At 69.4% G+C, this 23,761-nt stretch carries 22 protein-coding genes and 3 pseudogenes; 15 read left to right on the forward strand and 10 right to left on the reverse strand.

Annotated elements, in window-relative coordinates; all coding sequences use genetic code 11:
- Positions 1-42 precede the first annotated feature (42 nt).
- From ACWCO2_RS00645 to ACWCO2_RS00695, 11 genes and pseudogenes are all read left to right on the forward strand, one after another.
- Positions 43-669: a pyridoxamine 5'-phosphate oxidase family protein gene (locus tag ACWCO2_RS00645; RefSeq protein WP_450125775.1), complete on the forward strand. Its 627-nt coding sequence runs from the start codon at positions 43-45 to the stop codon at positions 667-669.
- A gap of 99 nt (positions 670-768) precedes the next feature.
- A complete protein-coding gene (gene fdh, locus ACWCO2_RS00650) occupies positions 769-4,035 on the forward strand; it encodes a formate dehydrogenase (RefSeq protein ID WP_450125562.1) in 3,267 nt (1,088 codons plus the stop codon).
- A 5-nt stretch (positions 4,036-4,040) separates the two neighbouring features.
- Positions 4,041-4,898, forward strand: a complete 858-nt coding sequence (locus tag ACWCO2_RS00655) for a 4Fe-4S dicluster domain-containing protein (protein WP_450125776.1) — start codon at positions 4,041-4,043, stop codon at positions 4,896-4,898.
- Positions 4,874-5,770 carry an NrfD/PsrC family molybdoenzyme membrane anchor subunit gene (nrfD, locus tag ACWCO2_RS00660; protein WP_450125563.1) on the forward strand — a complete coding sequence of 299 codons (897 nt, stop codon included), beginning with the start codon at positions 4,874-4,876 and terminating at the stop codon, positions 5,768-5,770. The genes ACWCO2_RS00655 and nrfD overlap by 25 nt, the downstream gene beginning before the upstream one ends.
- Before the next feature lie 67 nt (positions 5,771-5,837).
- Positions 5,838-6,362 (forward strand): PadR family transcriptional regulator, encoded by a 525-nt coding sequence (locus ACWCO2_RS00665; RefSeq protein ID WP_450125564.1) that lies wholly within the window; start codon positions 5,838-5,840, stop codon positions 6,360-6,362.
- A pseudogene (locus ACWCO2_RS00670) lies at positions 6,359-7,038 on the forward strand (ABC transporter ATP-binding protein). Before ACWCO2_RS00665 ends, ACWCO2_RS00670 begins: the two are co-directional and overlap by 4 nt.
- The gene (locus ACWCO2_RS00675; RefSeq protein WP_450125565.1) at positions 7,035-9,365 is read left to right on the forward strand and encodes an FtsX-like permease family protein; all 2,331 of its coding nucleotides are present in this window, start codon (positions 7,035-7,037) and stop codon (positions 9,363-9,365) included. Before ACWCO2_RS00670 ends, ACWCO2_RS00675 begins: the two are co-directional and overlap by 4 nt.
- A gap of 559 nt (positions 9,366-9,924) precedes the next feature.
- The gene (locus tag ACWCO2_RS00680) at positions 9,925-10,545 is read left to right on the forward strand and encodes a transglycosylase family protein (RefSeq protein ID WP_450125566.1); all 621 of its coding nucleotides are present in this window, start codon (positions 9,925-9,927) and stop codon (positions 10,543-10,545) included.
- Positions 10,546-11,129: 584 nt separating this feature from the next.
- Entirely contained in the window at positions 11,130-11,273 is a 144-nt protein-coding gene (locus ACWCO2_RS00685) for a hypothetical protein (protein WP_450125567.1), read from the forward strand.
- Between the two features lie 98 nt (positions 11,274-11,371).
- On the forward strand, positions 11,372-12,709 hold the full coding sequence (locus tag ACWCO2_RS00690; RefSeq protein WP_450125568.1) for a MurT ligase domain-containing protein: 1,338 nt from the start codon (positions 11,372-11,374) through the stop codon (positions 12,707-12,709).
- Entirely contained in the window at positions 12,709-13,434 is a 726-nt protein-coding gene (locus ACWCO2_RS00695) for a type 1 glutamine amidotransferase (RefSeq protein ID WP_450125569.1), read from the forward strand. Before ACWCO2_RS00690 ends, ACWCO2_RS00695 begins: the two co-directional genes overlap by 1 nt.
- 3 nt (positions 13,435-13,437) lie before the next feature.
- Here ACWCO2_RS00695 and murJ read toward each other — a convergent pair whose 3' ends face one another.
- Entirely contained in the window at positions 13,438-15,063 is a 1,626-nt protein-coding gene (gene murJ / locus ACWCO2_RS00700) for a murein biosynthesis integral membrane protein MurJ (RefSeq protein WP_450125570.1), read from the reverse strand.
- A gap of 225 nt (positions 15,064-15,288) precedes the next feature.
- Between murJ and ACWCO2_RS00705 the strand changes: the two genes are divergently transcribed.
- A complete protein-coding gene (locus ACWCO2_RS00705; RefSeq protein ID WP_450125571.1) occupies positions 15,289-15,663 on the forward strand; it encodes a YkvA family protein in 375 nt (124 codons plus the stop codon).
- Positions 15,664-15,666: 3 nt separating this feature from the next.
- Here ACWCO2_RS00705 and ACWCO2_RS00710 read toward each other — a convergent pair whose 3' ends face one another.
- Entirely contained in the window at positions 15,667-16,101 is a 435-nt protein-coding gene (locus ACWCO2_RS00710; RefSeq protein ID WP_450125572.1) for a DoxX family protein, read from the reverse strand.
- 137 nt (positions 16,102-16,238) lie between these two features.
- Complete coding sequence (locus ACWCO2_RS00715) at positions 16,239-17,396, reverse strand: acyl-CoA dehydrogenase (protein WP_450125573.1); 1,158 nt, start codon at positions 17,394-17,396, stop codon at positions 16,239-16,241.
- A gap of 141 nt (positions 17,397-17,537) precedes the next feature.
- On the opposite strand from ACWCO2_RS00715, the gene ACWCO2_RS00720 reads away from it, so the two are divergent.
- Complete coding sequence (locus ACWCO2_RS00720; protein WP_450125574.1) at positions 17,538-18,281, forward strand: TetR family transcriptional regulator; 744 nt, start codon at positions 17,538-17,540, stop codon at positions 18,279-18,281.
- Positions 18,282-18,678: 397 nt separating this feature from the next.
- Positions 18,679-19,113 (forward strand): VOC family protein, encoded by a 435-nt coding sequence (locus tag ACWCO2_RS00725; protein ID WP_450125575.1) that lies wholly within the window; start codon positions 18,679-18,681, stop codon positions 19,111-19,113.
- Positions 19,114-19,507: 394 nt separating this feature from the next.
- Here ACWCO2_RS00725 and ACWCO2_RS00730 read toward each other — a convergent pair whose 3' ends face one another.
- From ACWCO2_RS00730 to ACWCO2_RS00750, 5 genes and pseudogenes are all read right to left on the reverse strand, one after another.
- Positions 19,508-19,630 carry a hypothetical protein gene (locus ACWCO2_RS00730; protein ID WP_450125576.1) on the reverse strand — a complete coding sequence of 41 codons (123 nt, stop codon included), beginning with the start codon at positions 19,628-19,630 and terminating at the stop codon, positions 19,508-19,510.
- Positions 19,631-19,700: 70 nt separating this feature from the next.
- Complete coding sequence (locus ACWCO2_RS00735) at positions 19,701-20,225, reverse strand: hypothetical protein (protein ID WP_450125577.1); 525 nt, start codon at positions 20,223-20,225, stop codon at positions 19,701-19,703.
- A gap of 183 nt (positions 20,226-20,408) precedes the next feature.
- Entirely contained in the window at positions 20,409-20,741 is a 333-nt protein-coding gene (locus tag ACWCO2_RS00740) for a hypothetical protein (protein ID WP_450125578.1), read from the reverse strand.
- Between the two features lie 116 nt (positions 20,742-20,857).
- A pseudogene (locus tag ACWCO2_RS00745) lies at positions 20,858-21,158 on the reverse strand (Tn3 family transposase); the annotation flags it as partial.
- Between the two features lie 247 nt (positions 21,159-21,405).
- Positions 21,406-21,576, reverse strand: a pseudogene (locus ACWCO2_RS00750) (LLM class flavin-dependent oxidoreductase); the annotation flags it as partial.
- 223 nt (positions 21,577-21,799) lie between these two features.
- Between ACWCO2_RS00750 and ACWCO2_RS00755 the strand changes: the two are divergent.
- Positions 21,800-22,816, forward strand: a complete 1,017-nt coding sequence (locus ACWCO2_RS00755; RefSeq protein WP_450125579.1) for an alpha/beta fold hydrolase — start codon at positions 21,800-21,802, stop codon at positions 22,814-22,816.
- Positions 22,817-22,859: 43 nt separating this feature from the next.
- Here the strand turns inward: ACWCO2_RS00755 and ACWCO2_RS00760 are convergent, their stop codons facing one another.
- Positions 22,860-23,354, reverse strand: a complete 495-nt coding sequence (locus ACWCO2_RS00760; protein ID WP_450125580.1) for a DUF6194 family protein — start codon at positions 23,352-23,354, stop codon at positions 22,860-22,862.
- Positions 23,355-23,449: 95 nt separating this feature from the next.
- Positions 23,450-23,596 carry a hypothetical protein gene (locus ACWCO2_RS00765; RefSeq protein ID WP_450125581.1) on the reverse strand — a complete coding sequence of 49 codons (147 nt, stop codon included), beginning with the start codon at positions 23,594-23,596 and terminating at the stop codon, positions 23,450-23,452.
- Positions 23,597-23,761 lie beyond the last annotated feature (165 nt).

The raw sequence follows: 23,761 nt of genomic DNA on the forward strand, positions 1-23,761 counted from the left end.
ACCGGCGTAGAGTCGCGCGTGGTGTCGATCTCGGGAGGATGGATGGAACTCGCCGGACTTGTGGAGATCACCTCGGAGGCGGAGCTGCGGGACGCCATCGGCGAACCGCTGCAGAGGGTGCGGGACAAGGCGCGGCCCGCGCTGCACGAGGTCGACCGGCAGTGGCTGGCCGCTTCACCGTTCTGCCTGATCGCGACTTCCGATGCGGAAGGGTCCTGCGACGTCTCGCCCAAAGGTGACCCTGCCGGGTTCACAGTGGTGTTGGACGACACCACGATCGCGATCCCGGAACGCCCGGGTAACCGGCGCGCCGACGGCTTCCGCAACATCCTGACGAACCCGCACGTCGCGCTCGTCTACTTCATCCCCGGACGCGGTGACACCCTGCGCATCAACGGCCGTGCCCGGCTAGTGCGCGACGCGCCGTTCTTCGACGACATGGTGGTCAAGGGCCACCGCCCGGTGCTGGCGCTGGTGGTGGAGATCGAGGAGATCTTCCACCACTGCGCCAAGGCCTTCCTGCGTTCCGGGCTGTGGAAGCCCGAGACCTGGCAGCCGGATGCTGCTCCCACCCGACCGCAGATCGCCAAGCTCCTGGAACGGCCGAACGACTCCCTCGCCGAACTGGAGCGCTACTACGGCGCCCAGTACGCCGACCACCTCTACTGACGTTCGAACTCAGCTCGCGTGGCGGCGCGGGTGGCGGCTGAGCTTGCAGCTGATGGCCATCGGGTTTCTCCTGGTACCACGCGTGCAGGGAGGGGTCCGATGGCCGAGTGGCTCGGCTGGCCGGTGCTCCGGCAGCTGACCGGTGCGGATCCGCTGGGCAGGGGCCCGGCGGCCCGCTCGAGGTGCACCGACGCCCGGCGGGCGCGCACCGAGGACGCCGACGCGGTGGTCCGCTCGGTGTGTCCGTACTGCGCGGTCGGGTGCGGGCAGCGGGTCTTCGTCCAGGACGGTGCGGTCACCCAGATCGAGGGTGACCCCGATTCGCCGATCAGCCGCGGCCGGTTGTGCCCGAAGGGCTCGGCCAGCCGGGAACTGGTGGCCTCACCGCTGCGGCAGACCAAGATCCGCTACCGACGTCCGCACGGCACCGAGTGGGAAGACCTCGACCTGGACACCGCGCTGGACATGATCGCCGACCGGGTGCTGGCCACCCGGGCCGCCACCTGGCAGGACGCCGACGCCGACGGGCGTCCGCTGCGCCGCACGATGGGCATCGCGAGCCTCGGAGGAGCGACCCTCGACAACGAGGAGAACTACCTCATGAAGAAGCTCTACACCGCCCTCGGCGCGATCCAGGTGGAGAACCAGGCGCGCATTTGACACTCCTCCACGGTGCCCGGTCTGGGCACCTCCTTCGGGCGCGGTGGCGCCACCACCTTCCAGCAGGACCTCGTCAACGCCGACTGCATCCTCATCCAGGGGTCCAACATGGCCGAGGCACACCCGGTCGGTTTCCAGTGGGTGGTGGAGGCCAAGCGGCGCGGCGCCACGATCATCCACGTCGACCCGCGGTTCACCCGGACCTCGGCGTTGGCGCACCGGCACGTCCCGTTGCGCGCGGGCAGCGACATCGTGTTCCTCGGCGCGCTGATCAACCACGTGCTGACCAACGACGCGTACTTCCACGACTACGTCGTCGCCTACACCAATGCGGCGATGATCGTCGGCGAGGACTTCCGCGACACCGAGGATCTGGATGGTGTCTTCTCCGGGTTCGACGCCGACGTCGGCAGCTACGACACGACCACCTGGCAGTACGAGGGCACTGCCGCGGTGCCGTCGGTCGGCAGCCACGGCCCGGAGGTCCCGACGACAGCGCACGGTCGGGAGCGGGAAACCAGCCGCCCCGAACGCACCGGTTCCGGCGGGCCCGTGTACCACGGCCGAGCAGAAACCGATCCGACGCTGCAACACCCGCGCTGCGTGTTCCAGCTGCTCAAGCGGCATTACGCCCGCTACACGCCAGAACTGGTGGAAGAGGTCTGCGGCGTCCCGCGCGCGGACTTCCAGTGGGTCGCCGAGCAGCTGGTGGCCAACTCCGGCCGGGACCGCACCACGGCGGTGGCCTACTCGGTCGGCTGGACGCACCACACCGTCGGCGTGCAGTACATCCGCGCCGCGTCGATCCTGCAGCTGCTGCTGGGCAACATCGGTCGCCCCGGCGGGGGAATCCTGGCGCTGCGCGGCCACACCAGCATCCAGGGCTCCACCGACATCCCGACCCTGTTCAACCTGCTGCCCGGCTACATCCCGATGCCGCACGCGCACACCGACTTCGATGTCGATTCCTTCGTCGAGGCCGACGAAAGGGCTTGCGGCTACTGGGCGAACATGCGCGCCTACCTGGTCAGCCTGCTCAAGGCGTGGTGGGGCGAGCACGCCACGGCCGACAACGACTACTGCTTCGACCGCCTGCCGAGGCTGACCGGTGACCACGGCACCTTCCAGACCGTGATCGACCAGATCGAGGGCCGGTGCCGGGGCTACTTCGTGGTCGGGGAGAACCCGGCCGTGGGCACCGCCAACGCCCGACAGCAGCGGCTCGGTCTGGCCAACTTGGACTGGCTGGTGGTGCGCGACCTCAACATGATCGAGACGGCCACCTTCTGGAAGGACGGCCCGGAGATCGAGACCGGTGAGCTGCGCACTGAGGACATCGGCACCGAGGTCTTCTTCCTGCCCGCCGCCGCGCACACCGAGAAGGACGGCACCTTCACCAACACCCAGCGGCTGGTGCAGTGGCACCACAAGGCCGTCGAACCGACCGGCGACCAGCGCAGCGACCTGTGGTTCTTCTACCACCTGGGGCGACGGCTGAAGCAGAAGGCGCAGGACGACGAGCGCAACCGCCCGCTGCTGGAGCTGACCTGGGACTATCCGACAGAGGGCGAGATCGACGAGCCCAGCGCGGCGGCAGTGCTGCAGGAGATCAACGGCTTCGGTGCCGACGGAGCACCGCTGTCGTCCTACACCCAGCTGCGCGCGGACGGGTCCACCCGCTGCGGCTGCTGGATCTACTGCGGGATCTTCGCCGACGGTGTCAACCAGACCGCTCGCCGTCGACCAGGAGCGGAGCAGTCGTGGGTCGCCCCGGAGTGGGGCTGGGCCTGGCCGGCGAACCGGCGGATCCTCTACAACCGCGCGTCGGCGGACCCGGACGGCCGACCGTGGAGCGACCGCAAGGCCTACGTCTGGTGGGACGCGCAGAACGGGGAGTGGACCGGGCACGACATCCCCGACTTCGACCGGACCAAGCGCCCGGACTTCGTGCCCGCACCGGACGCCACCGGACCGGAGGGCATCGCGGGCACCGATCCGTTCATCATGCAGACCGACGGCCGTGGCTGGCTCTACGTCCCGGCCGGGCTGGTCGACGGCCCGCTGCCCGCCCACTACGAACCGCAGGAATCGCCGGTCACCAACCGCATCCACCCCGAACAGCAGCGCAACCCCGCGCGTCAGGTGTTCTCCCGGCCGGAGAACCGCTACCAGCCCAGCGGGGACGAGCCGGGCAGCGACGTTTTCCCGTACGTGTTCACCACGTTCCGGCTCACCGAACACCACACCGCGGGTGGCATGAGCCGGTGGCTGACGCACTTGTCCGAGCTCGCCCCGGCGATGTTCCTGGAGGTCTCGCCGGAGCTGGCCGCCGAACGCGGCCTGCAGCACGGGGACTGGGCCACCGTCGTCACCGCGCGCAACGCCATCGAGGGCCGGGTGCTGGTCACCGCCCGGATGCGGCCGTTGCAGCTCGGCGAACGCACCGTGCACCAGGTCGGCATCCCGTGGCACTGGGGCCCGAACGGGTTGACTGCGGGCGATGCCGCGAACGAGCTGATCAACGTGGCGCTGGACCCCAACGTGCACATCATGGAGACCAAGGCGGGCGCCTGCGACGTCCGGCCGGGGCGACGACCAAGGGGTCCGGCGCTGGTCCGCTACGTCGAGGACTACCGCAGGCGAGCGGGGATCACCGAGCACACCGGCGTGGAGCACGCCGACGACCCGAGACTAGGAGGGGAGTGAGCCGCGTGGATCGGAACCGGTTGAGCGGACCGCTCGCAGACCCGGCGGGGGAGGCCGGATACCCGGTCGATCACCCCGAGCGCGTCGGGTTCTTCACCGACACCAGCGTGTGCATCGGTTGCAAGGCGTGCGAGGTCGCCTGCAAGGAGTGGAACCTGCTGCCCGAGGACGGTCTCGACTTCACCGGGATGTCCTACGACAACACCGGCGCGCTGGGCGCCACGACCTGGCGGCACGTGGCCTTCGTGGAGCAGACGTCCACTGTGGACCTGGGGATGCCGGGCATGGGCGGCGACCAGGTGCGCTGGTTGATGTCCTCGGACGTCTGCAAGCACTGCACCCACGCCGCGTGCCTCGACGTCTGCCCGACCGGGGCGCTGATTCGCACCGAGTACGGCACAGTGCTGGTCCAGGACGACGTGTGCAACGGGTGCGGGTACTGCGTGCCGGCTTGCCCGTACGGCGTGATCGACGTTCGGCCGGACACCGGCGGCGCGGCCAAGTGCACGATGTGTCAGGACCGGTTGGGCGCTGGGCTGATGCCGGCTTGCGCGACGGCGTGCCCGACGGAGTCGATCCAGTACGGCCCGCTCGACGAACTGCGCGAACGTGCCGAGCGCCGTGTTTCCGAGCTGCACGAGCAGGGGGTCACCAGCGCCCGGCTCTACGGGCAGGACCCCGCCGATGGAGTGGGTGGAACCGGGGCCTTCTTCCTGCTGCTGGACGAGCCGGAGGTCTACGGGCTGCCGCCCGACCCGGTGGTGACCACGCGGGACCTGCCGTCGATGTGGCGGCACGCGGCCGGCGCGGCGCTGACCGCAGCGGCGATGATCGCCGGATGCTTCGCGGGGAGGAAGCGGTGACCTCCGCTGGGGAGTTCGAGTCCTATTACGGCCGCCCGGTGCTCAAACCGCCGGTGTGGAAGGTCCCGGACGTGCCGCTCTACCTCTATCTCGGCGGCGTGGCCGGGGCGTCGTCGACCATGGCGCTGCTGGCCGATATCACCGGTCGCCGCAACCTCGCCCGCGCCGGCCGACTGACCGCAGCGGTGGGAGCGACAGCCAGCGTGGGCGCGCTGGTCCACGACCTGGGTCGGCCGACGCGGTTCCTGAACATGCTCCGGGTGTTCAAGCCGACCTCGCCGCTGAGCGTTGGTTCCTGGATCCTGGCTCCGTTCTCAGCGTTGTCCGGCGCGGGCGCGGTCAGCGAGCTGACCGGCCTGCTGCCCCGGTCCGGACGCACCGCGAGCACTGCTGCCGCGGTGATCGCGCCCGCGATGACCACCTACACCGCGGTGCTGCTGGCCGACACGGCGGTGCCGGGCTGGCACGAGGCGTACCGAGAGCTGCCCTTCGTCTTCGCTGGAAGCGCGGTGTCCAGCGCCGGAGCGGTCGGCATGCTCGCCGCGCCGGAGGAGTCCGCGCCAGCGCGGCGGATGGCAGCCGCGGGCGCAGCGCTGGAGTTGGTGTCGTTTCGTCGGATGCACCGCAGCGCGGGAATGGTTGGCGAGGTCTACCGGCAGGGGAGAGCAGGCGCGGTGCTTCGCGCTGCTCGGGCGCTGGCCTGCATCGGACTGGGTGCCGCCGTTCTGTCCAGCCGGAGTCGCGCAGCGCGGATCACCTCGGGGCTCTGCCTGAACGCTGCTGCGGTGGCCACCCGCTACGGGATCTTCGAAGCCGGACGCGCATCGGCCCGCGACCCCCGCTACACCGTGCAGCCGCAACACGCCGACTGACCAGCGAATTCAACGGGATCGACGCGTCTATACACTCGATATATACTTCGAGTGTATAGTCCGTCGCATGTCGATCGGTCTCACCATGCTGGGGTTGCTGGAGAGGGGCCCCGGTTACGGATACGACCTCAAACGGGCTTACGACGCCGACTTCGGGCACGCCAAGTCGCTGGCCTACGGGCAGGTCTACTCGACGTTGTCCCGGCTGCTGCGCGACGGCCTGGTCGAGGTCGACGGAGTGGAGTCCGGCGACGGTCCCGACCGCAAGCGCTACTCGATCACCGAGTCCGGCCGGCTTCGGCTGGAGGAGTGGTTGAACACGCCGGAGAAGCCCGTCGCGGAGCTGCACAACACCCTCTACACCAAGATCGTCCTCGCGGTCCGCTCCGGCCGCGACGCCACCGCGGTGCTCGACGGCCAGCGCCGCGCGCACCTCGCCCGGATGCGCGAACTGACCCGCCGCAAGACCGCCGCCGAACCCGGTGAGCAGCTGGTGCACGACTACGCGCTGTTCCACCTGGAAGCCGACCTGCGCTGGCTGGAGCTGGCCGTGACCCGACTCGAACCACTCACCAAGGAGGTCGCCCCGTGACCGAACCGCTGCTGTCCGGTGCGGATCTGCACCTGTCCTTCGGCCCCACCCCCGCCCTGCGCGGCGCCGAGCTCTCGGTCGAGGCGGGGGAGGTCGTGGCGGTCATGGGCTCGTCCGGTTCCGGGAAGTCGACGCTGCTGCACTGCCTGGCCGGGATCCGGCGGCCGGACTCCGGGCAGATCCGGTACCGGGGCACCGAGCTGACCGAGCTCACCGATGACCAGCGCAGCACCCTGCGCCGCGACGAGTTCGGGTTCGTCTTCCAGTTCGGCCAGCTGGTGCCGGAGCTGACCGTGCGGAGAACGTGGCGCTGCCGCTGCGCCTGGGCGGTGCCAAGCGCCGTGCCGCCGAGGCGAAGGCCGCCACCTGGCTGGAGGAGCTCGGCATCGCCGGGATCGCGAACTCCCGGCCCGGCGACATCTCGGGCGGCCAGAGCCAGCGGGCCGCGCTGGCGCGAGCACTGGTGGCCGAGCCCGCGGTGGTCTTCGCCGACGAGCCCACCGGCGCGCTGGACTCGGTCGGCGGCGAGCAGGTGATGGGCCTGCTCACCCGCGCCGCGCGGGACACCGGAGCAGCGGTGCTGCTGGTGACCCACGAGCCGCGGGTGGCGGCCTACGCCGACCGGGAAGTCGTGCTCCGCGACGGCAGCACCGAACTCGTCGAGGTGTCCGGATGACGAACTGGCTGCAAGACCTGACCTTCGGCTTCCGGCTGGTGTTCACCGGACACCGCCCTTGGGGACGGCTCGTGGTGACCGCGCTGGGCATCGCGCTCGGTGTCGCGCTGCTGCTCGGCGCCGCGGCGGTGCCCAACATCCACTCCGCGCGGGTCGAGCGGGAGAACATGCGCGACCCGGTCGCCGCCGCGGACGCTCCCGGTGTCGGCGTGCTGGTCGCGAACACAGCGCCGCTGCAGTTCGGGGACCACTTCATCCAAGGGCTGCAACTGCAGGACGTGCGTCCGGACGCGCCGGTGGCGCCGGGAGTGGCGCGCAATCCCGCACCGGACGAGGTAGTGGTCTCCCCGGCTCTGCAGGAGTTCCTGCAGAGCCCGGAAGGTGAGCTGCTGCGGCCCCGGTTGCCCGCCGAGATAACCGGGGTCATCGGCCAGGACGGCCTGGTCGGTCCAGGAGAGCTGTTCTACTACGCGGGCACCGACGCGTTGTCACCGCACAGCGACCAGGTGAACGGCGTCTTCGACCACTTCGGGGAAACCGCGGCGGGCAGGACGGAACTGGACGGCGATCTCCAGCTCGTGCTGGCCCTGGCCATCGCGGTGCTGCTGGCGCCGATCGTGGTCTACGTCGCGGCCACCGCCCGGCTCGCCGAGGCGGCCCGGCAGCGGCGGCTGGCGGCGATGCGGCTGGTCGGCGCCACCGGAACCCAGGTGCGCCGGATGGCGGCGGGGGAGTCCCTGGCCGGGGCAGTGCTCGGCGTCGCGCTGGGCTGGGTGCTGTTCGAGCTGGCGAAACCGGCGGTTTACGGCATTTCGACGAGCGAGTTCTCGCTCTTCAGCTCCGACGTGCGACCGGTCTTGTGGCTGGCGTCGCTGGTCACCATCGGGATTCCCGCGCTGGCCGCGCTGGTCACGATCGCCGCCCTGCGCCGCGGTATCGCCGAGCCGCTGCAGGTCACGCGCCGGGGCGCGGCGCGGCCGCGGAAGCTGCTCTGGCGGGTGGCGCCGGTCGTGGTGGGCCTGGCGGGCCTGGTGTTCATCGGCCTGCACGGCATCGCCGGTCAGCCGGCGCTCCGGCTGTTCGTGGTGTCGGTCGTGCTGGTGCTCGCCGGTGTCCCGCTGGTGCTGCCGTGGTGCGTCGAGCGGTTCGCGGGCCGGCTGGGTGGTGATTCCACCGCGTGGCAGCTCGCGGTGCGGCGGCTCCAGCTGACCAGCGGGACCGCCGCGCGTTCGGTCAGCGCCATCGCAGTGGTGGTGACCGGCGTGATCGCGCTGCAGACGCTCCTCGCGAGCGTGATCGCCTCGGATGCGAACCACGCTTCGAGACCGAGCGTCAAAGCGGTCGACTCGATGACGATCGAGGGCGGCCTGCCGGAGGATCCGGCGGCCGTGACAGAAGCGGTGCGCGAACTGCAGGCGCTGCCCGGGGTTCTCGACGCGCGCGCGATGGGCTCGTCGGTCCAGGCCAGCGACGACGAGTACACCTCGTGGACCGTGCGCGTCGTGGACTGCGCGCAGATCCACGGGCTGGCCACGGTGCCGGACTGCGCGGACGGAGATGTCTTCGCCGTCACCTCGGACCAGCGCGTCGATCACCTGGCCGGTACGACGATGCACCTGATCGCCAGCCACTTCGGTGCGACCAGCAGGCCGACCCCGGACCGGCCGGTCACCTGGAGCGTTCCCAGCACGGTGCGCTTGGCCGAGAGCCGGTCGAACGTCGGACGGGAACTGCTGGTCACGCCTGCTGCGGCGGGTGGCCTGCTGGACATCGCCCGGCAGGTCAGCATCGAGGCCGAACTCGCCCCGGCGGCGTCGCCCGACGTCGTCGAGCGCGTCCGCAACATCGCCGCGGCGCACCTGGTCGAACCGACGACCAGCAACGGGATGGGCTCGCTCGGCGCGATACCGGATCTGAACCGAGATATGGCGATGGCCGCCGTCCAGGTGGTGCTGCTGACGGGAGCGCTGGTGCTGTTCGCACTGATCGGGTGCAGCCTCTTCGTCGCGGCCACCGAGCAGATCCAGGAGCGGCGCCGGCCGCTGGCCGTGCTCGGCGCGGTCGGGGCGCCGCGCCGGACGATGGCGTGGTCCCTGCTGCTGCAGAACGCGGTTCCGATGCTGGTGGCCACCGCGCTCGCCGTGGTCACCGGACTGCTCCTCGGGGTGCTGGTGGTGCTGGTCTCCAATGAGAGCGCGGTCGTTCTCGACGTGCCCGGGATGTTCGGCCTGTTCTCCTTCGCCGCCGTATCGGTGCTGGTGGTCACCGTGCTGATCCTGCCCGCGGCGGCCCGCGCCGCCCGGCCGGACGGGCTCCGCACGGAATGACCGAGCACGGGCGCGCCCGCGAGGTCGGTGTTGCTCATAACTTCAGTGCTGACAGAAATTAATCCGGACATCGGTACACGAACCGGAGGAAGCGAAAAGGCCGCGAGCCCTGGTGCTCGCGGCCTTTTCGGCTGTGCCGGGGACTGATCGGATGCGGGTGATTGCGCTCGGTATTCCCTCAATGGGGTGAGTCGTGGCTCATGTCTCACCCTGGGTGATCGGCTTTGGGTTTTTAGCCTGCCGCATGATCAGGCGTCGAACTGGGAAAACATCGACATCGCGCCGATCTTGTCGGCGTTTCTATGACGATGGCCACTCGCTGATGGTTTGGTCTGCGGAATCTCGCTACGTAGCGTGGCCCCTCGTCGGCGCCCCCGAAGCCGACGAGCACGACCGGAAGTCCGCAGCGCCGAACCCTGCTCCAGCGGGCTTCTCGACCCCCGACACGCATCAGGGGCAGGGACCTGACCACCGCGGCGGCAGCTACTCGCCGGGCCGACACCGATCGGATCCGACAGGCCGCCACCGGTGCCAGCGCAGGCGTTGCTGGAGACGAAACATGGCTTTCTCCCGAGGCAAGCACCGCAAGTCCGCCACCGGTCGCAACATCGCCCGCGTGGCGCTGGCCGGCGCGGTCGTCGCCGCCCCGTTCGCCCTCACCGCACCGGCCAACGCCGCGTCCGAGTCCACCTGGGACGCCGTCGCGAAGTGCGAGAGCGGTGGCAACTGGTCGATCAACACCGGCAACGGCTACTACGGCGGCCTGCAGTTCAGCGCCTCCACCTGGGCCTCCTACGGCGGCACCAGCTACGCCTCGAACGCCTCGCAGGCCACCAAGGCGCAGCAGATCGCGGTCGCCGAGCGCGTGCTCCAGGGGCAGGGCCCCGGCGCCTGGCCGGTGTGCTCGAAGAAGGCCGGCCTGACCAAGGGCGGCGGCGCCGAGCACCAGGAAGTCGCTTCGGGCAGCACCACCAAGAAGGTCACCCCGAAGACCGAGACCAAGACCCAGGTCAAGAAGACCGTGTCGGTCGTGGACACCTACACCGTTCAGTCCGGCGACACGCTGGGCAAGATCGCTGAGAAGTTCGGCGTCGACTGGAAGAAGCTCTTCGAGCTGAACAACGACGTGATCAAGGACGCGAACCTGATCTTCCCGGGTCAGCAGCTGACCCTGAAGTGACCCACCCGGTCCGCTCGGACCAGGTGATCCACGGGGAACCCCGCCTGCCTCTCTCCGGCGGGGTTCCCCGTGCTGCTGCGAGGGCCCGCGGCGAACTCCGCTCATTCAGCGGTGCGCGCTGCGGGCCCTCTCAGGATTGCTGGATTCAGTGCTCACAACTTGCGTCGGCGCAAGTCGGAGCGGATGTCCCAGGCGGTCCAACCGATCCCGCCCAGAGCGATCCCGCCCATTCCGATCAACAGCAGAATCTGACCCATTCCGCCTCCCTTCGCCCGCCGCGGCGGGCCTGCGGGTGCAGTCCGAGCCTGAACGATCGCCCCGAAGATCGCCGAACGTGTTCAGCGCACCGAACCTGTTCGGGTGAGCGCCATTTGGCAGGATCGCGGTGATCGCCCAGCCACGTCCGATTGCGGTGCGCACGGTCCGTCATCGCTGATCACCGAGCTGGTGAAACCCTCCTCGATGGGGCGATTCACCGGCATGTTGGCACCCACCTCGGCCTGGTTCCGGCTGGATCATGTGCGGCGACGAGTTCCGGCACCTGGCCGGACACGACCTGCTCGCGCGGAAGGAGGGACACCACGATGTCCACCGGTCAACAGGCCGCGCTGGTCGAGTTGACCAGCGCCTTGCACGGCTGGGTGGGACCAGCGGCGATCATCGCTGGTGTCCTGCTGCTGATCGTCGCGCTGTTTCGCCGATCTCGGTCCACACTGGCGAAGAAGTGACGGACGGCGCGACCAAGTGCGGCCGAATGGTGGTGACGTGCTCGTCCCGAGCTGACCCAGGAGGCCCGCCGGCTGCGGGCACCGAGGGGGAGGGGCGCATGGCCGAGACCACGCGGGAGACCGGTGCCGTCGAGCCGACCACCGGTCGGAGTTCACCGACCGGGCAGCAGTGGCGGGTGGTACCAGCACCGGTGCAGCCGCCACATCGCAGCGGACACCGGCTCGACCTGCGGACCACGATCGCGATCGACCTGGGCCGGTTGGCCTCCTCGATGTCGAGGCGGCTCGGCCTGGGCAGCGGCGCGATGATCGGTGGCCGCCTCGCGCTGAGCCTGCAACCGCAGGCACTGCGCAGGCTGGTGGCCGGGCGGCGCGTCGTCATGGTGACCGGGACCAACGGCAAGACCACCACCACCCGGATGGTGGCCGAGGCGCTGCGCTCGCGAGCCCCGGCGGTCAGCAACGCCACCGGCGCGAACATGCTCGACGGGCACGTCGCCGCGCTGATGACCCGGCCGAGCGCACCGTTCGCCGCGTTGGAGGTCGACGAGCTGCACCTGGCGCAGGTGACCGCGCAGTTCGAACCGGCCGTGATCCTGCTGCTCAACCTCAGCCGGGACCAGCTGGACCGGGTCGGTGAGATCCGCACGGTCGCCGAGAGCTTGCGGCGAGCCCTCGCTCGAGCTCCCGGTGCGCACGTGATCGCCAACCGCGACGACCCGAACATCGTGTTCGCCGCCGCCGACCATCCCAGCGTCACGTGGATCTCCGGTGGCGCGCGGTGGAAGGGCGATGCGCTGAACTGCCCGCGCTGCGGAGCTTTCCTCGGCGATGCGGATCAGGACTGGCGCTGCACCTGCGGCCTATCGCGTCCCGAAGCGGACTGGACCGCGACGACCGAGGCCGCGGTGGCCTCCGACGGCACTCGCTGCGCGCTCGACCTGGCGCTGCCCGGCCAGGTCAACCGGGTCAACGCGACGTTCGCCCTGGCAGCAGCGGAGCACTTGGGCTGCGACCAGGGCGCCGCGGTGCAGCGCATTCAGCAGATCACCGAAGCAGCGGGCCGTTACGGCACCGTTCAGCTGGCGGGGCGGGCGGTGCGGCTGCTGCTGGCGAAGAACCCGGCGAGCTGGCTGGAGATGCTGGACCTGGCCTCCACCGAGCAGCACCCGCTGGTGCTGATGGTCAACAGCCGGGAAGCCGACGGCTACGACGTGTCCTGGCTCTGGGACGTCGACTTCGAGCTGCTCGGCGACCGCCCGGTGCGCGTCGCCGGGGATCGCGCCCTCGACCTCGCGGTGCGCCTGCACTACGCCGGGGTACCGGCCACCGTCTCCACCTCGGTGGACGACGCCTTGGCCGGGACGGACGACGGGGTGCCGGACGTCATCGCCAACTACACGGCGTTCCGCGATCTCGTCGCCCGGAGCCGCTGATGATGCGCGACCGGATCCGCCTCGCCCTGGTGCTGCCCGACTTGCTGGGCACTTACGGCGACCGCGGCAACGTCATCGTGCTGGCACAGCGGCTGAAGTGGCGCAACATCGACAGCGAGACGGTCACGGTGCTGTCATCCGCGGACTCGGTGCCGGAGTCCTGCGACCTGTACCTGATCGGTGGGGGAGAGGACGTCGCGCAGGTCGCGGCCGTGCGATTCCTGCGCCGAGGCCGGGGCCTGCGCAGCGCGGTGGACCGGGGCGTTCCGGTACTCGGCGTGTGCGGCGGGTTGCAGGTGCTGGGGACCAGCTTCGTCACTGGGGACGGTGAGCGGCACGAGGGACTCGGCTTCGTCGATGCCGACACCGAACCCGGCGACGGGCGGGCGATCGGCGAGGTCACCACGCAGTCGACGCTGATGGGCGTTGGGATGCTGACCGGGTTCGAGAACCACCTCGGTCGGACCAGCGTGGGTGGCGACTCGCGCCCGCTGGGTCGAGTGGTGCGCGGCATCGGCAACGGCCACGACTCCGCCGAAGGCGCGGTCCGCGGACACGTCGTGTGCACCTACATGCACGGCCCGGTCCTGGCGCGCAATCCGCGGTTGGCGGATTTGCTGCTGGAGTGGGCGATCGGCGAACCGCTAGAACCGCTCCCGGACCCGCCCGAGCTGCGTGCGCTCCGCGCTGAGCGGAGCCGACCGCACGTGCGCAACCGCAAGTGACGGTCAGCGCCGGAAGACGCGGGCCAGCCGGTCCACCGCGGGTTTCAGCTCCGGGGCCTGGAACAGCGCCAGCGCGATGAAGCTGACTCCCAGCACCACGACCGTGTGGATGACCAGCGACGCCCAGGCATCCGCGGCGGTGGGGAGCGGCCCGAACACGCTGCGCACCGCCGCAACGACTGCGATGGAGCAGCCGCATCCGAGCGCGGTGGCGGCGATGCTGCGCCCGATCCCGGCGAGGGTGCTCTTCGTCCGCAGGCGTCCGACCCGGCAGCGCAGCCAGATCTGCCCGGCGATCGCGCCGACCGCGAAGCTCGCCGACATCGCCGCGGTCACCCCGACGACCAGGTCGCTGGGGTCCGCGGTGGCCAGCACGAGGTAGCACAGCGCGCTGCGCACCACGACCATGATCACGTTGATCCAGGTCGGGGTGCGGGCGTCGTGCATCGCGTAGAAAGCGCGCAGCTGCAGCATCGTGATGGCGAAGGGAACCACCCCGATCGCAGCCGCGGCCAAGGCGTATCCGAGCCGGTCGGCAGCGGCCACATCGCTGGCACCCAGCGAGAAGAACGCCACTGCGAGCGGGCCGCCCGCGACGATGAGCAGTGCGCTGATCGGCATCAGCAGCACCGAACTCATGCGCGTGCCCAGCGCCAGGTCGGAGACGAACGAGCGGGTGTCGTCGGCTGCGGCGGCCTTGCTGATCCGGGGCATCAGCGCGGTCAGCAGCGAGACGCCGAGGACCCCGTAGGGGACTTGCGACAGCAGCCAGGCGTAGTTGAACGTCGCGACGCTGCCGGGCGTGCCCTGCCCGGTCACGCGGGTGATCACGACCATGCCCGCCTGGCTGACCAGCGTGTAGAGCACGACCCAACCGGCCAGCCCGCCGAATTCCGACAGCCGCCGGTCCCAGCCCCAGCGCCACCGGTAGCGGAAGCCGCTGCGCCGCAGCGACACGACCATGATCAGCGTCTGCGCGGCGATGCCCAGCGCCGTGCCGATACCCAGGACCAGCAGTTTCGGCTCGCCCATCCGCACCGGGTGGGTGGAGATCTCACCGGGCATCAGCGCGTACACCACGACCGTGCTGATCACGACGAGGTTGTTGACCACCGGTGCCCACGCGGGCGTGCCGAAAAGCCCGCGCACGTTGAGGATCGCCTGCAGCAGCGCGGACAGGCCGTAGCAGACGATGCCCGGCAGCAGCAGGTAGGCGAAAGCGGTGGTCAGAGCGGCGTTGGCGTGGGTGTCCGGGCCGAGGTAGAGCTCGGTGAGCAGGGGAGCGGCGGCGACTGCGGCTGCCGTGGCCACGAGCAGCAGCACTCCGCCCATGGTGATCATCCAGCGGGCGTACTCGGTGCCCTCCCGTTGGCTCTGCTGCTGCGCGCGAACCAGGAGCGGGACGGCGATGCTGGTGAGCACTCCGCCGAGCAGGAGTTCGTTGACCACGGTCGGCAGCGTGTTGGCCACGGTGTAGGAGTCGTTGACCACGCCGAGTCCGAGCACCGCGACCAGCAGCACCTTCGCCAGCAGGCCGCTGATCCGGCTGGTGGCGGTAGCCACGGCCATCGTCGTGCTGGCGCGGGCCAGCGAGGTGTCGCGCGCCTGCGATTCGGCCTGGTCGACCACGGTCCTCCCCAGCGTCGGCGACTTCCGGCGGAAGTCGACCAGCTTTCGCCGACCGTGCCACGGAACACCCGGCTCCGCCGCTCGAACGCGGATCGTGGCAACCTGATCGCAGCGGCGCAGGAACGGGGGACTGGCGATGATCGTGGTCGGCGGGCTGCTGCTGGTGGCCGGAGTGGTCGTCGCGGTGGTGTTCGGAGGCGACGCGGCAGGCGGCTGCCGGTCGGCTTGATCGCAGCCGGACTGGGCATGCTCCTGGCCGGTGCGATGGCTGCTGTGCGCCGTCGAGTCCCGGTGCTCGCCGCAGTGCGTGCGCACCGGGCTGCGCCGGTGGGGAACCCCCTGCGCAGGGCGCGGGCGGTCCCCGGGATGATCGCGGCCACCGCTCGCGGCCGCAATCCGGTGCTGCCGCGCTACCAGCTGCTGCTGTGGCTGCTCGCGGTCTGCTACGTGATCTCGCCGATCGACTTCATCCCGGACTTCCTGCCGCTGCTGGGCATCGGCGACGACATCGGTGTTGGTGCCTGGCTGCTGACCAGCCTGTACGCCGAGTCGGGCAACTACCTGGCCGCCCAGCAGCGCAGAGAGGTAGAAGCGGAGTAGCCGTCAGGTCGCGCTCGGTTCCGGTTCGGCCGGGGTGCTGCGGCGGCGACCGAAGAGTCCGTGGTCGATCGACCAGCGCCCGCCGTTGAACCCCAGCGCGAGCGCGGCGACCCCGATGGCCAGCGGCAGCTCGAAACCTTCGGGCGAGAACAGGCCGTGCGGCAGGTGCACGAGGACGATCGCGCCGGCCATTTCGATGGCGACCAGGATGCCGACCAGCGGCAGCAGCAGTCCGATGACCAGGAAGATCCCGCCGATCAGCTCGACCAGTCCGGCGAACCAGGCGGACACCTGCGGCAGCGGGACGTGCATCTCGGCGAAGCTGCGACCGACCGCGTCGAGCCCGTAGCCGAAGACCTTCTGCCAGCCGTGCGCGATCAGGATGATGCCGATGCCGAGCCGGCCGATGAAGGCGACGAAGTCGCGTACCGCGTGCATGCCATGCCCCCTGTCCAGTGACTGGTGGCTACCAGTCTGCTGGCTGCCCGGCCAGCGGTCATCCCGACGGATCCCGACGTCGAGGACCAGGCAGAAGGCTGGGGGTTGGGACGCCACCGTCCCAACCCCCGACCAGCTCAGCCCTTCAGGAGGGCGCGGCCCATGACCATGCGCTGGACCTGGTTGGTGCCCTCGTAGATCTGGGTGATCTTGGCGTCGCGCATCATGCGCTCCACCGGGAAGTCGCGGGTGTAGCCCGCGCCGCCGAAGAGCTGCACCGCGTCGGTGGTGACCTCCATGGCCACGTCGGACGCGAGGCACTTCGCCGCAGCGGAGATGAAGCCCAGGTTGGGCTCGCCGCGCTCGGCGCGGGCCGCCGCGAGGTAGACCATGTTGCGGGCGGCTTCGACCTTCATCGCCATGTCGGCGAGCATGAACTGCACGCCCTGGAAGTCGGCGATCGCCTTGCCGAACTGCTTGCGCTCCTTGACGTAGGCCAGCGCGGCGTCCAGTGCGCCCTGGGCGATGCCCACGGCCTGCGCACCGATGGTGGGGCGCGTGTGGTCGAGGGTGCGCAGCGCCGTCTTGAAGCCGGTGCCAGGCTCGCCGATGATCCGGTCCGCCGGGATGGTGCAGTCCTCGAAGTACAGCTCAGCCGTCGGCGAACCCTTGATCCCGAGCTTCTTCTCCTTCGGCCCCACCACGAAGCCGGGGTCGTCGGCGTGCACGACGAAGGCGCTGATGCCGTTGGCGTGCTTCTCCGGGTCGGTCACCGCCATCACGGTGTACCACTTGGACTCACCGCCGTTGGTGATCCAGCACTTGCTGCCGTTGAGCACCCAGTGGTCGCCGTCGAGCCGAGCGCGGGTCTTCATCGCGGCAGCGTCCGAGCCCGCCTCGCGCTCCGAGAGGGCGTAGGAGGCCATCGCCTCGCCCGTCGCGATCGAGGGCAGCACCTTCTTCTTGAGGTCCTCGGAGCCGGACAGCAAGATCGGCATGGTGCCGAGCTTGTTCACCGCAGGGATCAGCGAGGACGAACCGCAGACGCGGGCGACCTCCTCGATCACGATGCAGGTGGCGACCGAGTCGGCGCCCTGACCGTCGTAGGCCTCCGGGATGTGCACCGCGGCGAACCCGGATTTGACCAGTGCGTCGTGAGCCTCGCGCGGGAAGCGCTCCTGCTCATCCACCTCGGCCGCGTGCGGGGCGATCTCCTTCTCTGCCAGGTCGCGAACCGCCTCGCGCAGCGCGTCGTGCTCCTCGGCCAGCTGGTAGATGCCGAAGTTCGGGTTCACCGGGTGCCTCCTCGCTCCCGCCGCCGTGCCCGGTGGGGGTAGTCCGTCGCGGGTCCGCACAGCTCGCGGACTCTGTTCGTGAGCGCCATCGTAACGGCACTGAGTGCCACTAGCAACGCGAAACGGTGCTATATTCCGGCCATGTCCGAGGCAGCGAAACTTGCGCCCAAGCCCCGCTCCGGCCGAACTGCGCACGGCCGCCGACGGGTGCGCAGCGCCCTGGCGCTGGCCGCGCTCGAGCTGTTCGCCGCGCAGGGCTTCGAAGCGACCACTGTGGACCAGATCGCCGATGCGGCCGGTGTCGGCCGGCGCACCTTCTTCCGCTACTTCCGTTCCAAGGAAGACGTCGTGTTCCCCGGGCACGACGAGCGCCTGGCCGAGGTGGTCGAGGTGCTCGACGGCGCCGACCCGGCGGCCGACCCCATGGTGGTGCTCGGGCGCACCGCTGAGGTGGTGCTGGAGATGTACCTGGTCGAACCCGAGGTCTCGCTCAAGCGGTTCGAGCTGACCCGCGAGGTGCCTGCCTTGCGGGACAAGGAGATCGCGAGCATCGACCGCTACCAGCGGGTGTTCGCGCGGTACCTGCGCCAGTGCTACGCGGGCGAGTCCGGCGGGGACCTGCGGGCCGCAGTGGCGGCGGCGGCCGTGGTCGCAGCGCACAACCACGTGCTCCGGCAGTGGCTGAAGAGCGGGGGAGCGCTGGACGCCAAGCGGCAGCTGCACGAGGCGATCCAGCAGGTCGCCGCCGCGTTGTCCGGCCAGCGATCCACAGTGGAGCCCACTGTGACCGAAGGGGAGAACGTGGTCGTGGGCGTCGTCCGGACCGCGGCTCCGACGGACGTGGTGCTCAAGCACCTCGAGGACGCGCTCCGCGAACTCCGGTAGTTCAACGGCACTCAGTGCCGATATTTGAATGGCGCTGATCACGTTGATAAATTCTACTCTTTCAGTGCTGACTGAATCTAATCTCCTTTCCGGCGCCGGAAAGGAGGAAGCGCGGCACCGATGTCAGGCCTCAGTCCTACGGTTTCCGGTGTGACGCTTGGACCTGCCGAAATCCGCACGGACCGACTCGTCCTGCGGCGCGTCCGCGCAGAGGATCGGCCTGCCGCCGCCCAATAGTGATCACGACCGACCTGACCAACGAGCCGTCCCAGCGCGTCACCGAGAAACCGGGGTTCGCCGTCGCGGGGGAGATCCAGCGCTCGGATGGTCCGATGCTCGCCTGGCGGCGATGACATCTGGGGTCTCAGTGAACAGCACGCGCCACTATGGTGGACCGATGGCGTCGGTCAAGCAGTTCCAAGTCACCTTCGACTGCGCAGAACCTGAGCGGGTCGCTCGTTTCTGGTGCGAAGTGTTGGGGTACGTCGTACCACCGCCACCGGAGGGGTTTGCCACTTGGGATGATTTCAAGCATTCGCAGCCACCTGAGCAGCGGGATTCATGGTTCGCCTGCAGTGATCCCTCAGGTACGGGCCCGCGACTGTACTTCCAGCGCGTTCCCGAAGGCAAGGTCGTCAAGAATCGGCTGCATCTTGATGTGCGGGTCGGCACCGGGCTCGTGGGTGAAGAGCGCCTCGCCGCACTCGAGGCCGAGTGCGCACGACTGGTCGGGATCGGCGCAGTACGCGTGCGACTACTGCTTGCCGATGACGACAACGAGTCGTGCATCGTGATGCAGGACATCGAGGGCAACGAGTTCTGTCTCGACTGAGGGGCCGCGAACGTGTTCTCGTTCTGTCCCCATGGGCCAGGACGAGAACCGCCCCGCCCTGTCAGGACGCTGTAGCGCAGATCGCCGGATCATGTGCCCGCGGCGGATGCGAGAGGACACACGCGCGCGGGGGAGCATCATGAGATGCCCAGTTTCTTCCAGCGTGTTCAGTGGGGCTGCGTCTGGGGAGATCGCTGCTGATCCGCAGTTCGTGGTCGTGGACCGCTCTGTCATCGAGCGCGTCTGACTGCGAGCTCGCGGCGGTCAACAACACATCTACCTGGGCATAGGGTTGGGCGGCATGGCGCTGCGGCTCGGGATGACTCGGCACTCGGCCGGTTTTGGGGCGTGAGTAGCAGCCGACAGGATCCTCCGGCAAGGGCTGGAGGGCTGGTCACTGCGCGTCGAGCTGATCTCGGTCGTGGTCTTCGGCCTCAAGGATTGCTTCGTAGGCGTCGGGGTCGGGTGTGCTGCGCATGTTCTCGGGCCGCGTCGAGCCGCAGCCGGATCTGGTCATGGGGCACGGTGACAGCGCGGTGTTGGACACGCTTCGCGACGCGCGAGTTGCCGTTCTGAGGCGTACCGGGCTAATAGTAGGTGCCGGCCAGTGGTGCGCCGATCTGGACGTCGAGGTACGTCGCGTAGTCGGCGCCGTCGCGGGGAGCCGGCCCCCAGCGCGCGTCGACGATCACGACGGTCCCGGCCACGATCCCGGCGAAGCTGGTTCCGGAGCGGCGGCAGTCCTCGATGCGGTCGGTGACCGCGCGGCGAACCTCCTCGGTCAGGAACGTCAGCCCGCGCGGGAATTCCTGGCTGAGCAGATGCCGTTGCCGACCGCCCTCGATCCTGCTGCCGATGCCGAACTGGGCCGAGACGATCTGGTCGCCGCGCAGCGTAACTCGGAAGTAGCCGTTGGACTGGACGCGGTTGCAGGCTGCTGCGGCGGGTGGTAGCAGTCGTATCCGCCGGCCCGCAGGTCGTCGACGGCGGAGCTCATCGTCGTCGCGTAGTGCTCGGCGCCGGAGGGCCAGCGCCGGACCGAGGTGTCCCGGGAGGTGACGACCAGCCCGTCCACGGCGGACAGGAGGTAGTCGGTGTGCCTGTCCCGCCACGCCGTCCGCTGTCCGCCGTCCCGGCGCTGCGCGCGGTCGCGCTCGAAGTCTTCGGCCTCTTGCCGGATCCGGTCACCGGCGCCGGGCCAGATCGCGGACAGCGCCGGTGCCCCGGCGGCGACGACCCGGTCGCGGCCGCCAGGGGGCGTGTCGGGCAGTCCGAACCATGCCCACGCGAGCCGGTCATCGCGGTCGAGGACGAACTGCGCCACCTTGCGGGACGACCGCGCCGGTGGCGTCGCGGTGACCGATCCGGCACCACAGGGCGCGCCCGTCCGCGTTGGCCCGGACCTGCGAGCAGAACCAGCCGGCGTCGATCAAAGGGCCGGTGACCGCTGCGGCGGTGCCGCCGGGCGGGATCGGTTCGGCCTGCGAGGTCTCCCCCGTCGCGTCGTGTTCGTACACCCCGGCCGGTGGTAACTCGGGCGGCTCGGCCTCCGCGGCGCAGCCGGTCAACGCGACCACGGTCAGAGTGAGGCCCAGCCAGGGCGCTGCGAGGGTGCGTGATCGGCGCATGTGCTCATCGAAGCAGGTGACCAGGCCAGGCTGCGGGGATGGTCGTGCTGCTGCGTGCAGCGGCTGGAGTGGTCGTCGTGCTTTGACGTGTTCGCGACGCCGTAGTCCGCGGTCTTCGAATACCCGGCGGTGTCAGAGGTGCCCAGCTCGGGGCGTCGGCCGTGGCCGGGATTGAGCATCACGTCCAGCTGGTAGAGCGAATCCCGTTGCGTACCCGGCACTACCGGCGCCGATCTCGGCGACCGGGTCGTTGATCGCGTTGAGCCAGGTTGCGCCTCTGCGGTGACCGAAATAGCGCGGATTGTGGGCGGCGTAGACGGTGTTCACAGGGACGACGAACCGCAGCCCGTCCACCGAGGCGACCATGCCGCCGCCCCAGAGCTGAGCCAGGGGAATGTCGGCCTGGGCCTCGATCAGCCCGACTAGTACCTTCGGCCGGATCCGGTCCCAGGCCGGGCCTTCCAGAAGCCGTGCCGCGTGTCAACCCAGCGTTTCGAGTCCCGCGCGAACACCTCGCGGTGCCGCAGCGCGTGATGCAGGGCCTCCAGCTCGTTCGCCGAACGACTGTCACTCGACGCCGGCCTCGTCGAACTCCCAACTTCATGTGGCCCGCGCCGAGTCCCACCTCCAGGCGGCCGCCAGTGAGAAGGTCGGTGGTGGCGATTTCGCGGGCCAACAGCGCGGGATTCCAGAAGGGCGCGTTGAGCACCAGGGTGCCGACCTCGAGCCGTTCCGTCGCCTGGGCCGCGGCGATGAGGGTGGGGAAGGCGGAGGGGATGCCGAGGTGGTCCGCGGCGAAGACGGTGTCGTAGCCGTGCTGCTCCGTGAACCGCACTTGAGTTCTGTTGCTTCGTTCTTTTCAGTGTTAATTGAAATAAATTCTGACGACCAGACCCGGTGAGCCGTTCCCGCAGCTTGCAAACAGCCCGGACGAGAGAGCGCAGTGCCCCGTTTTCGGGAGTGGTGTTCGTGTCCGGCCCAGATGAAACTGGGCGCGTCGGCAGGCGGGCTGGCTCCTGCAGTTCGCCGGGGAACACCGTGCGGGGCGGAGGGTTTCGATGGATTACGACGTGTTCGAGCTCGGGGACGTCCGGTTGCAGGGCGGCGCCACGCTCCGGGAGGCGAAGCTGGCGTACAAGACCTACGGCGAGCTCAACGACGATAAGTCCAACGCGATCGTCTACCCAACGTGGTATTCGAGGCAGCACTACGACAACGAGTGGTTGATCGGCGAGGGCATGGCGCTGGACCCGTCGCGGTACTTCATCATCGTCCCGAACATGCTCGGCAACGGGTTGTCGTCGTCGCCGAGCAACACACCGCCGCCGCACGACCGGGCGCGGTTCCCGCATGTGACGATCCACGACAACGTCCGGTTGCAGCACCGCCTGGTCACCGAGCAGTTCGGGATCGAGCGCCTGGAGCTGGTGACCGGGTGGTCGATGGGGGCGGCGCAGACCTACCAGTGGGCGCTGAGCTATCCGGACATGGTGCGGCGGATGCTGCCGTTCTGCGGTGCGGCGAAGACCAGCGTGCACAACATCGTGTTCCTGGAGGGCGTCAAGGCCGCGCTCACCGCTGACTCGGCGTGGAACGGCGGTTGGTACGACGCTCAGCCCACGACCGGGCTGCGTGCTTTGGCGCGCGTGTACGCGGGTTGGGGTTTCAGCCAGCAGTTCTACCGGGAGAAGTGCTACGAGTCGGAGCCCTTGGACTACGGGAGCCTGGAGGACTTCCTGGTGGGGTACTGGGAGGCGCTGTTCCTCAAGCGGGATGCGAACAACTTGCTGGCCATGCTGTGGACCTGGCAGAACGCCGATCTCGGAGCGACCCCGGGGTACGCAGGGATCGAGGAGGCGCTGGCCGGCATCAAGGCGGCGTCGATCATCATGCCCGGTCGGCAGGATCTGTACTTCCCACCGGAGGACAACGAGTGGGAGGTCGCCCGCGTCCCGGGCGCGGAGCTCCGCGTGATTCCCGGTGCGTGGGGCCACTTCGCTGGCGGCGGGATGAATCCGGTGGACACCGCCGTGATCGACGGAGCGCTCAAGGAACTGCTGGCGCGAGACGTGTGAGGACGGGGCTGCGGCTGGTCACCACGACCAGCCGCAGCGCGCGTCAGCGGTGGCGCTGGACTGCCCGGGTGTGGGCTTGAGTGATCAGACTCAGGGCCTGGTCGGCGGTCTGCTGGCCGGGGTTGAGGATCGAGATCCAGGCTTGGGCGGCGTAGGCGGGGTGGGGGAGGAGCCGGTCCAGCGCGGTGTAGTCGAACTCGTCGTGGTGGGTCGCGTGGGCAGCGGGGCTGTGGCCGACGAGTCGTTCGAACTCGGTTCGGCCGACGTTGATGTTGAGGCGGTAGACGCCGGGCCGGTCGACGTTCGATTCGGTGTCGAAGCCGGTGTAGTCCTTGGTGACGATCGTGGCGAAGGGAAACGTCCGGTCGGCGGGGGCTGAGCCTTCCCGGTCGTAGGAGAAGAAGGTGTCGCCCCAGGCGATCTCCGGGGCGCCGGTGGCCTCGCCTGCCGTTTCCGCCAGGACGCCGGGCAGGCCGCTGGCGTGCTCGATGATCTCGTCCTGGGTCAGCTCTCGGCGGGTGTTCTCGCTGGTATCCACCCCTTCAACAGTATCGTTGAAGGACCCTTTGAAACTTTTTCAGCGCTTGCGCGGTGATGTCCCTATTCGCTGGATCTCGGCCTTCAAACAACGTTTCAGTCGTAGCCGCGGATCAGGTGGCTCTCGTCCAGCTCGTCGAACTCGAGCTCGGTGCGGTGCTGGGCGGGGAGGAGCAGTTCGTCGCGATCCGGGTCGAAGGAGGCGAAGCGCTGCTGAGCGGTGAGGGGGTCGGAGAGAGTCATGACGGGCTCCTTTCGATGCGGAAGTGACTGTCCGATGGTCCTTCTCGTCACCGGGGATCGCATCGCGACGCACTCGAGCGCTGATCGGAATCGCTCGGTCGGGCAAGTGGAGATCGTTGAAGCCCTCGGGGAGTATCGGAACGGAAATGGTCCTCGTACGCGGCC

This window comes from Saccharopolyspora sp. NPDC002376, from assembly GCF_053593195.1.

What these genes read in the sequence shown, in the direction of transcription:
- ACWCO2_RS00645 (WP_450125775.1), top strand. Translation starts at nt 43, where the DNA reads ATGGAACTCGCCGGACTTGTGGAGATCACCTCGGAGGCGGAGCTGCGG.
- nrfD (WP_450125563.1), top strand. Translation starts at nt 4,874, where the DNA reads ATGCTTCGCGGGGAGGAAGCGGTGACCTCCGCTGGGGAGTTCGAGTCC.
- ACWCO2_RS00665 (WP_450125564.1), top strand. Translation starts at nt 5,838, where the DNA reads ATGTCGATCGGTCTCACCATGCTGGGGTTGCTGGAGAGGGGCCCCGGT.
- ACWCO2_RS00675 (WP_450125565.1), top strand. Translation starts at nt 7,035, where the DNA reads ATGACGAACTGGCTGCAAGACCTGACCTTCGGCTTCCGGCTGGTGTTC.
- ACWCO2_RS00680 (WP_450125566.1), top strand. Translation starts at nt 9,925, where the DNA reads ATGGCTTTCTCCCGAGGCAAGCACCGCAAGTCCGCCACCGGTCGCAAC.
- ACWCO2_RS00685 (WP_450125567.1), top strand. Translation starts at nt 11,130, where the DNA reads ATGTCCACCGGTCAACAGGCCGCGCTGGTCGAGTTGACCAGCGCCTTG.
- ACWCO2_RS00690 (WP_450125568.1), top strand. Translation starts at nt 11,372, where the DNA reads ATGGCCGAGACCACGCGGGAGACCGGTGCCGTCGAGCCGACCACCGGT.
- ACWCO2_RS00695 (WP_450125569.1), top strand. Translation starts at nt 12,709, where the DNA reads ATGATGCGCGACCGGATCCGCCTCGCCCTGGTGCTGCCCGACTTGCTG.
- ACWCO2_RS00710 (WP_450125572.1), bottom strand. Translation starts at nt 16,101, where the DNA reads ATGCACGCGGTACGCGACTTCGTCGCCTTCATCGGCCGGCTCGGCATC.
- ACWCO2_RS00720 (WP_450125574.1), top strand. Translation starts at nt 17,538, where the DNA reads ATGTCCGAGGCAGCGAAACTTGCGCCCAAGCCCCGCTCCGGCCGAACT.
- ACWCO2_RS00725 (WP_450125575.1), top strand. Translation starts at nt 18,679, where the DNA reads ATGGCGTCGGTCAAGCAGTTCCAAGTCACCTTCGACTGCGCAGAACCT.
- ACWCO2_RS00730 (WP_450125576.1), bottom strand. Translation starts at nt 19,630, where the DNA reads ATGACCAGATCCGGCTGCGGCTCGACGCGGCCCGAGAACATGCGCAGC.
- ACWCO2_RS00740 (WP_450125578.1), bottom strand. Translation starts at nt 20,741, where the DNA reads ATGCGCCGATCACGCACCCTCGCAGCGCCCTGGCTGGGCCTCACTCTG.
- ACWCO2_RS00755 (WP_450125579.1), top strand. Translation starts at nt 21,800, where the DNA reads ATGGATTACGACGTGTTCGAGCTCGGGGACGTCCGGTTGCAGGGCGGC.
- ACWCO2_RS00765 (WP_450125581.1), bottom strand. Translation starts at nt 23,596, where the DNA reads ATGACTCTCTCCGACCCCCTCACCGCTCAGCAGCGCTTCGCCTCCTTC.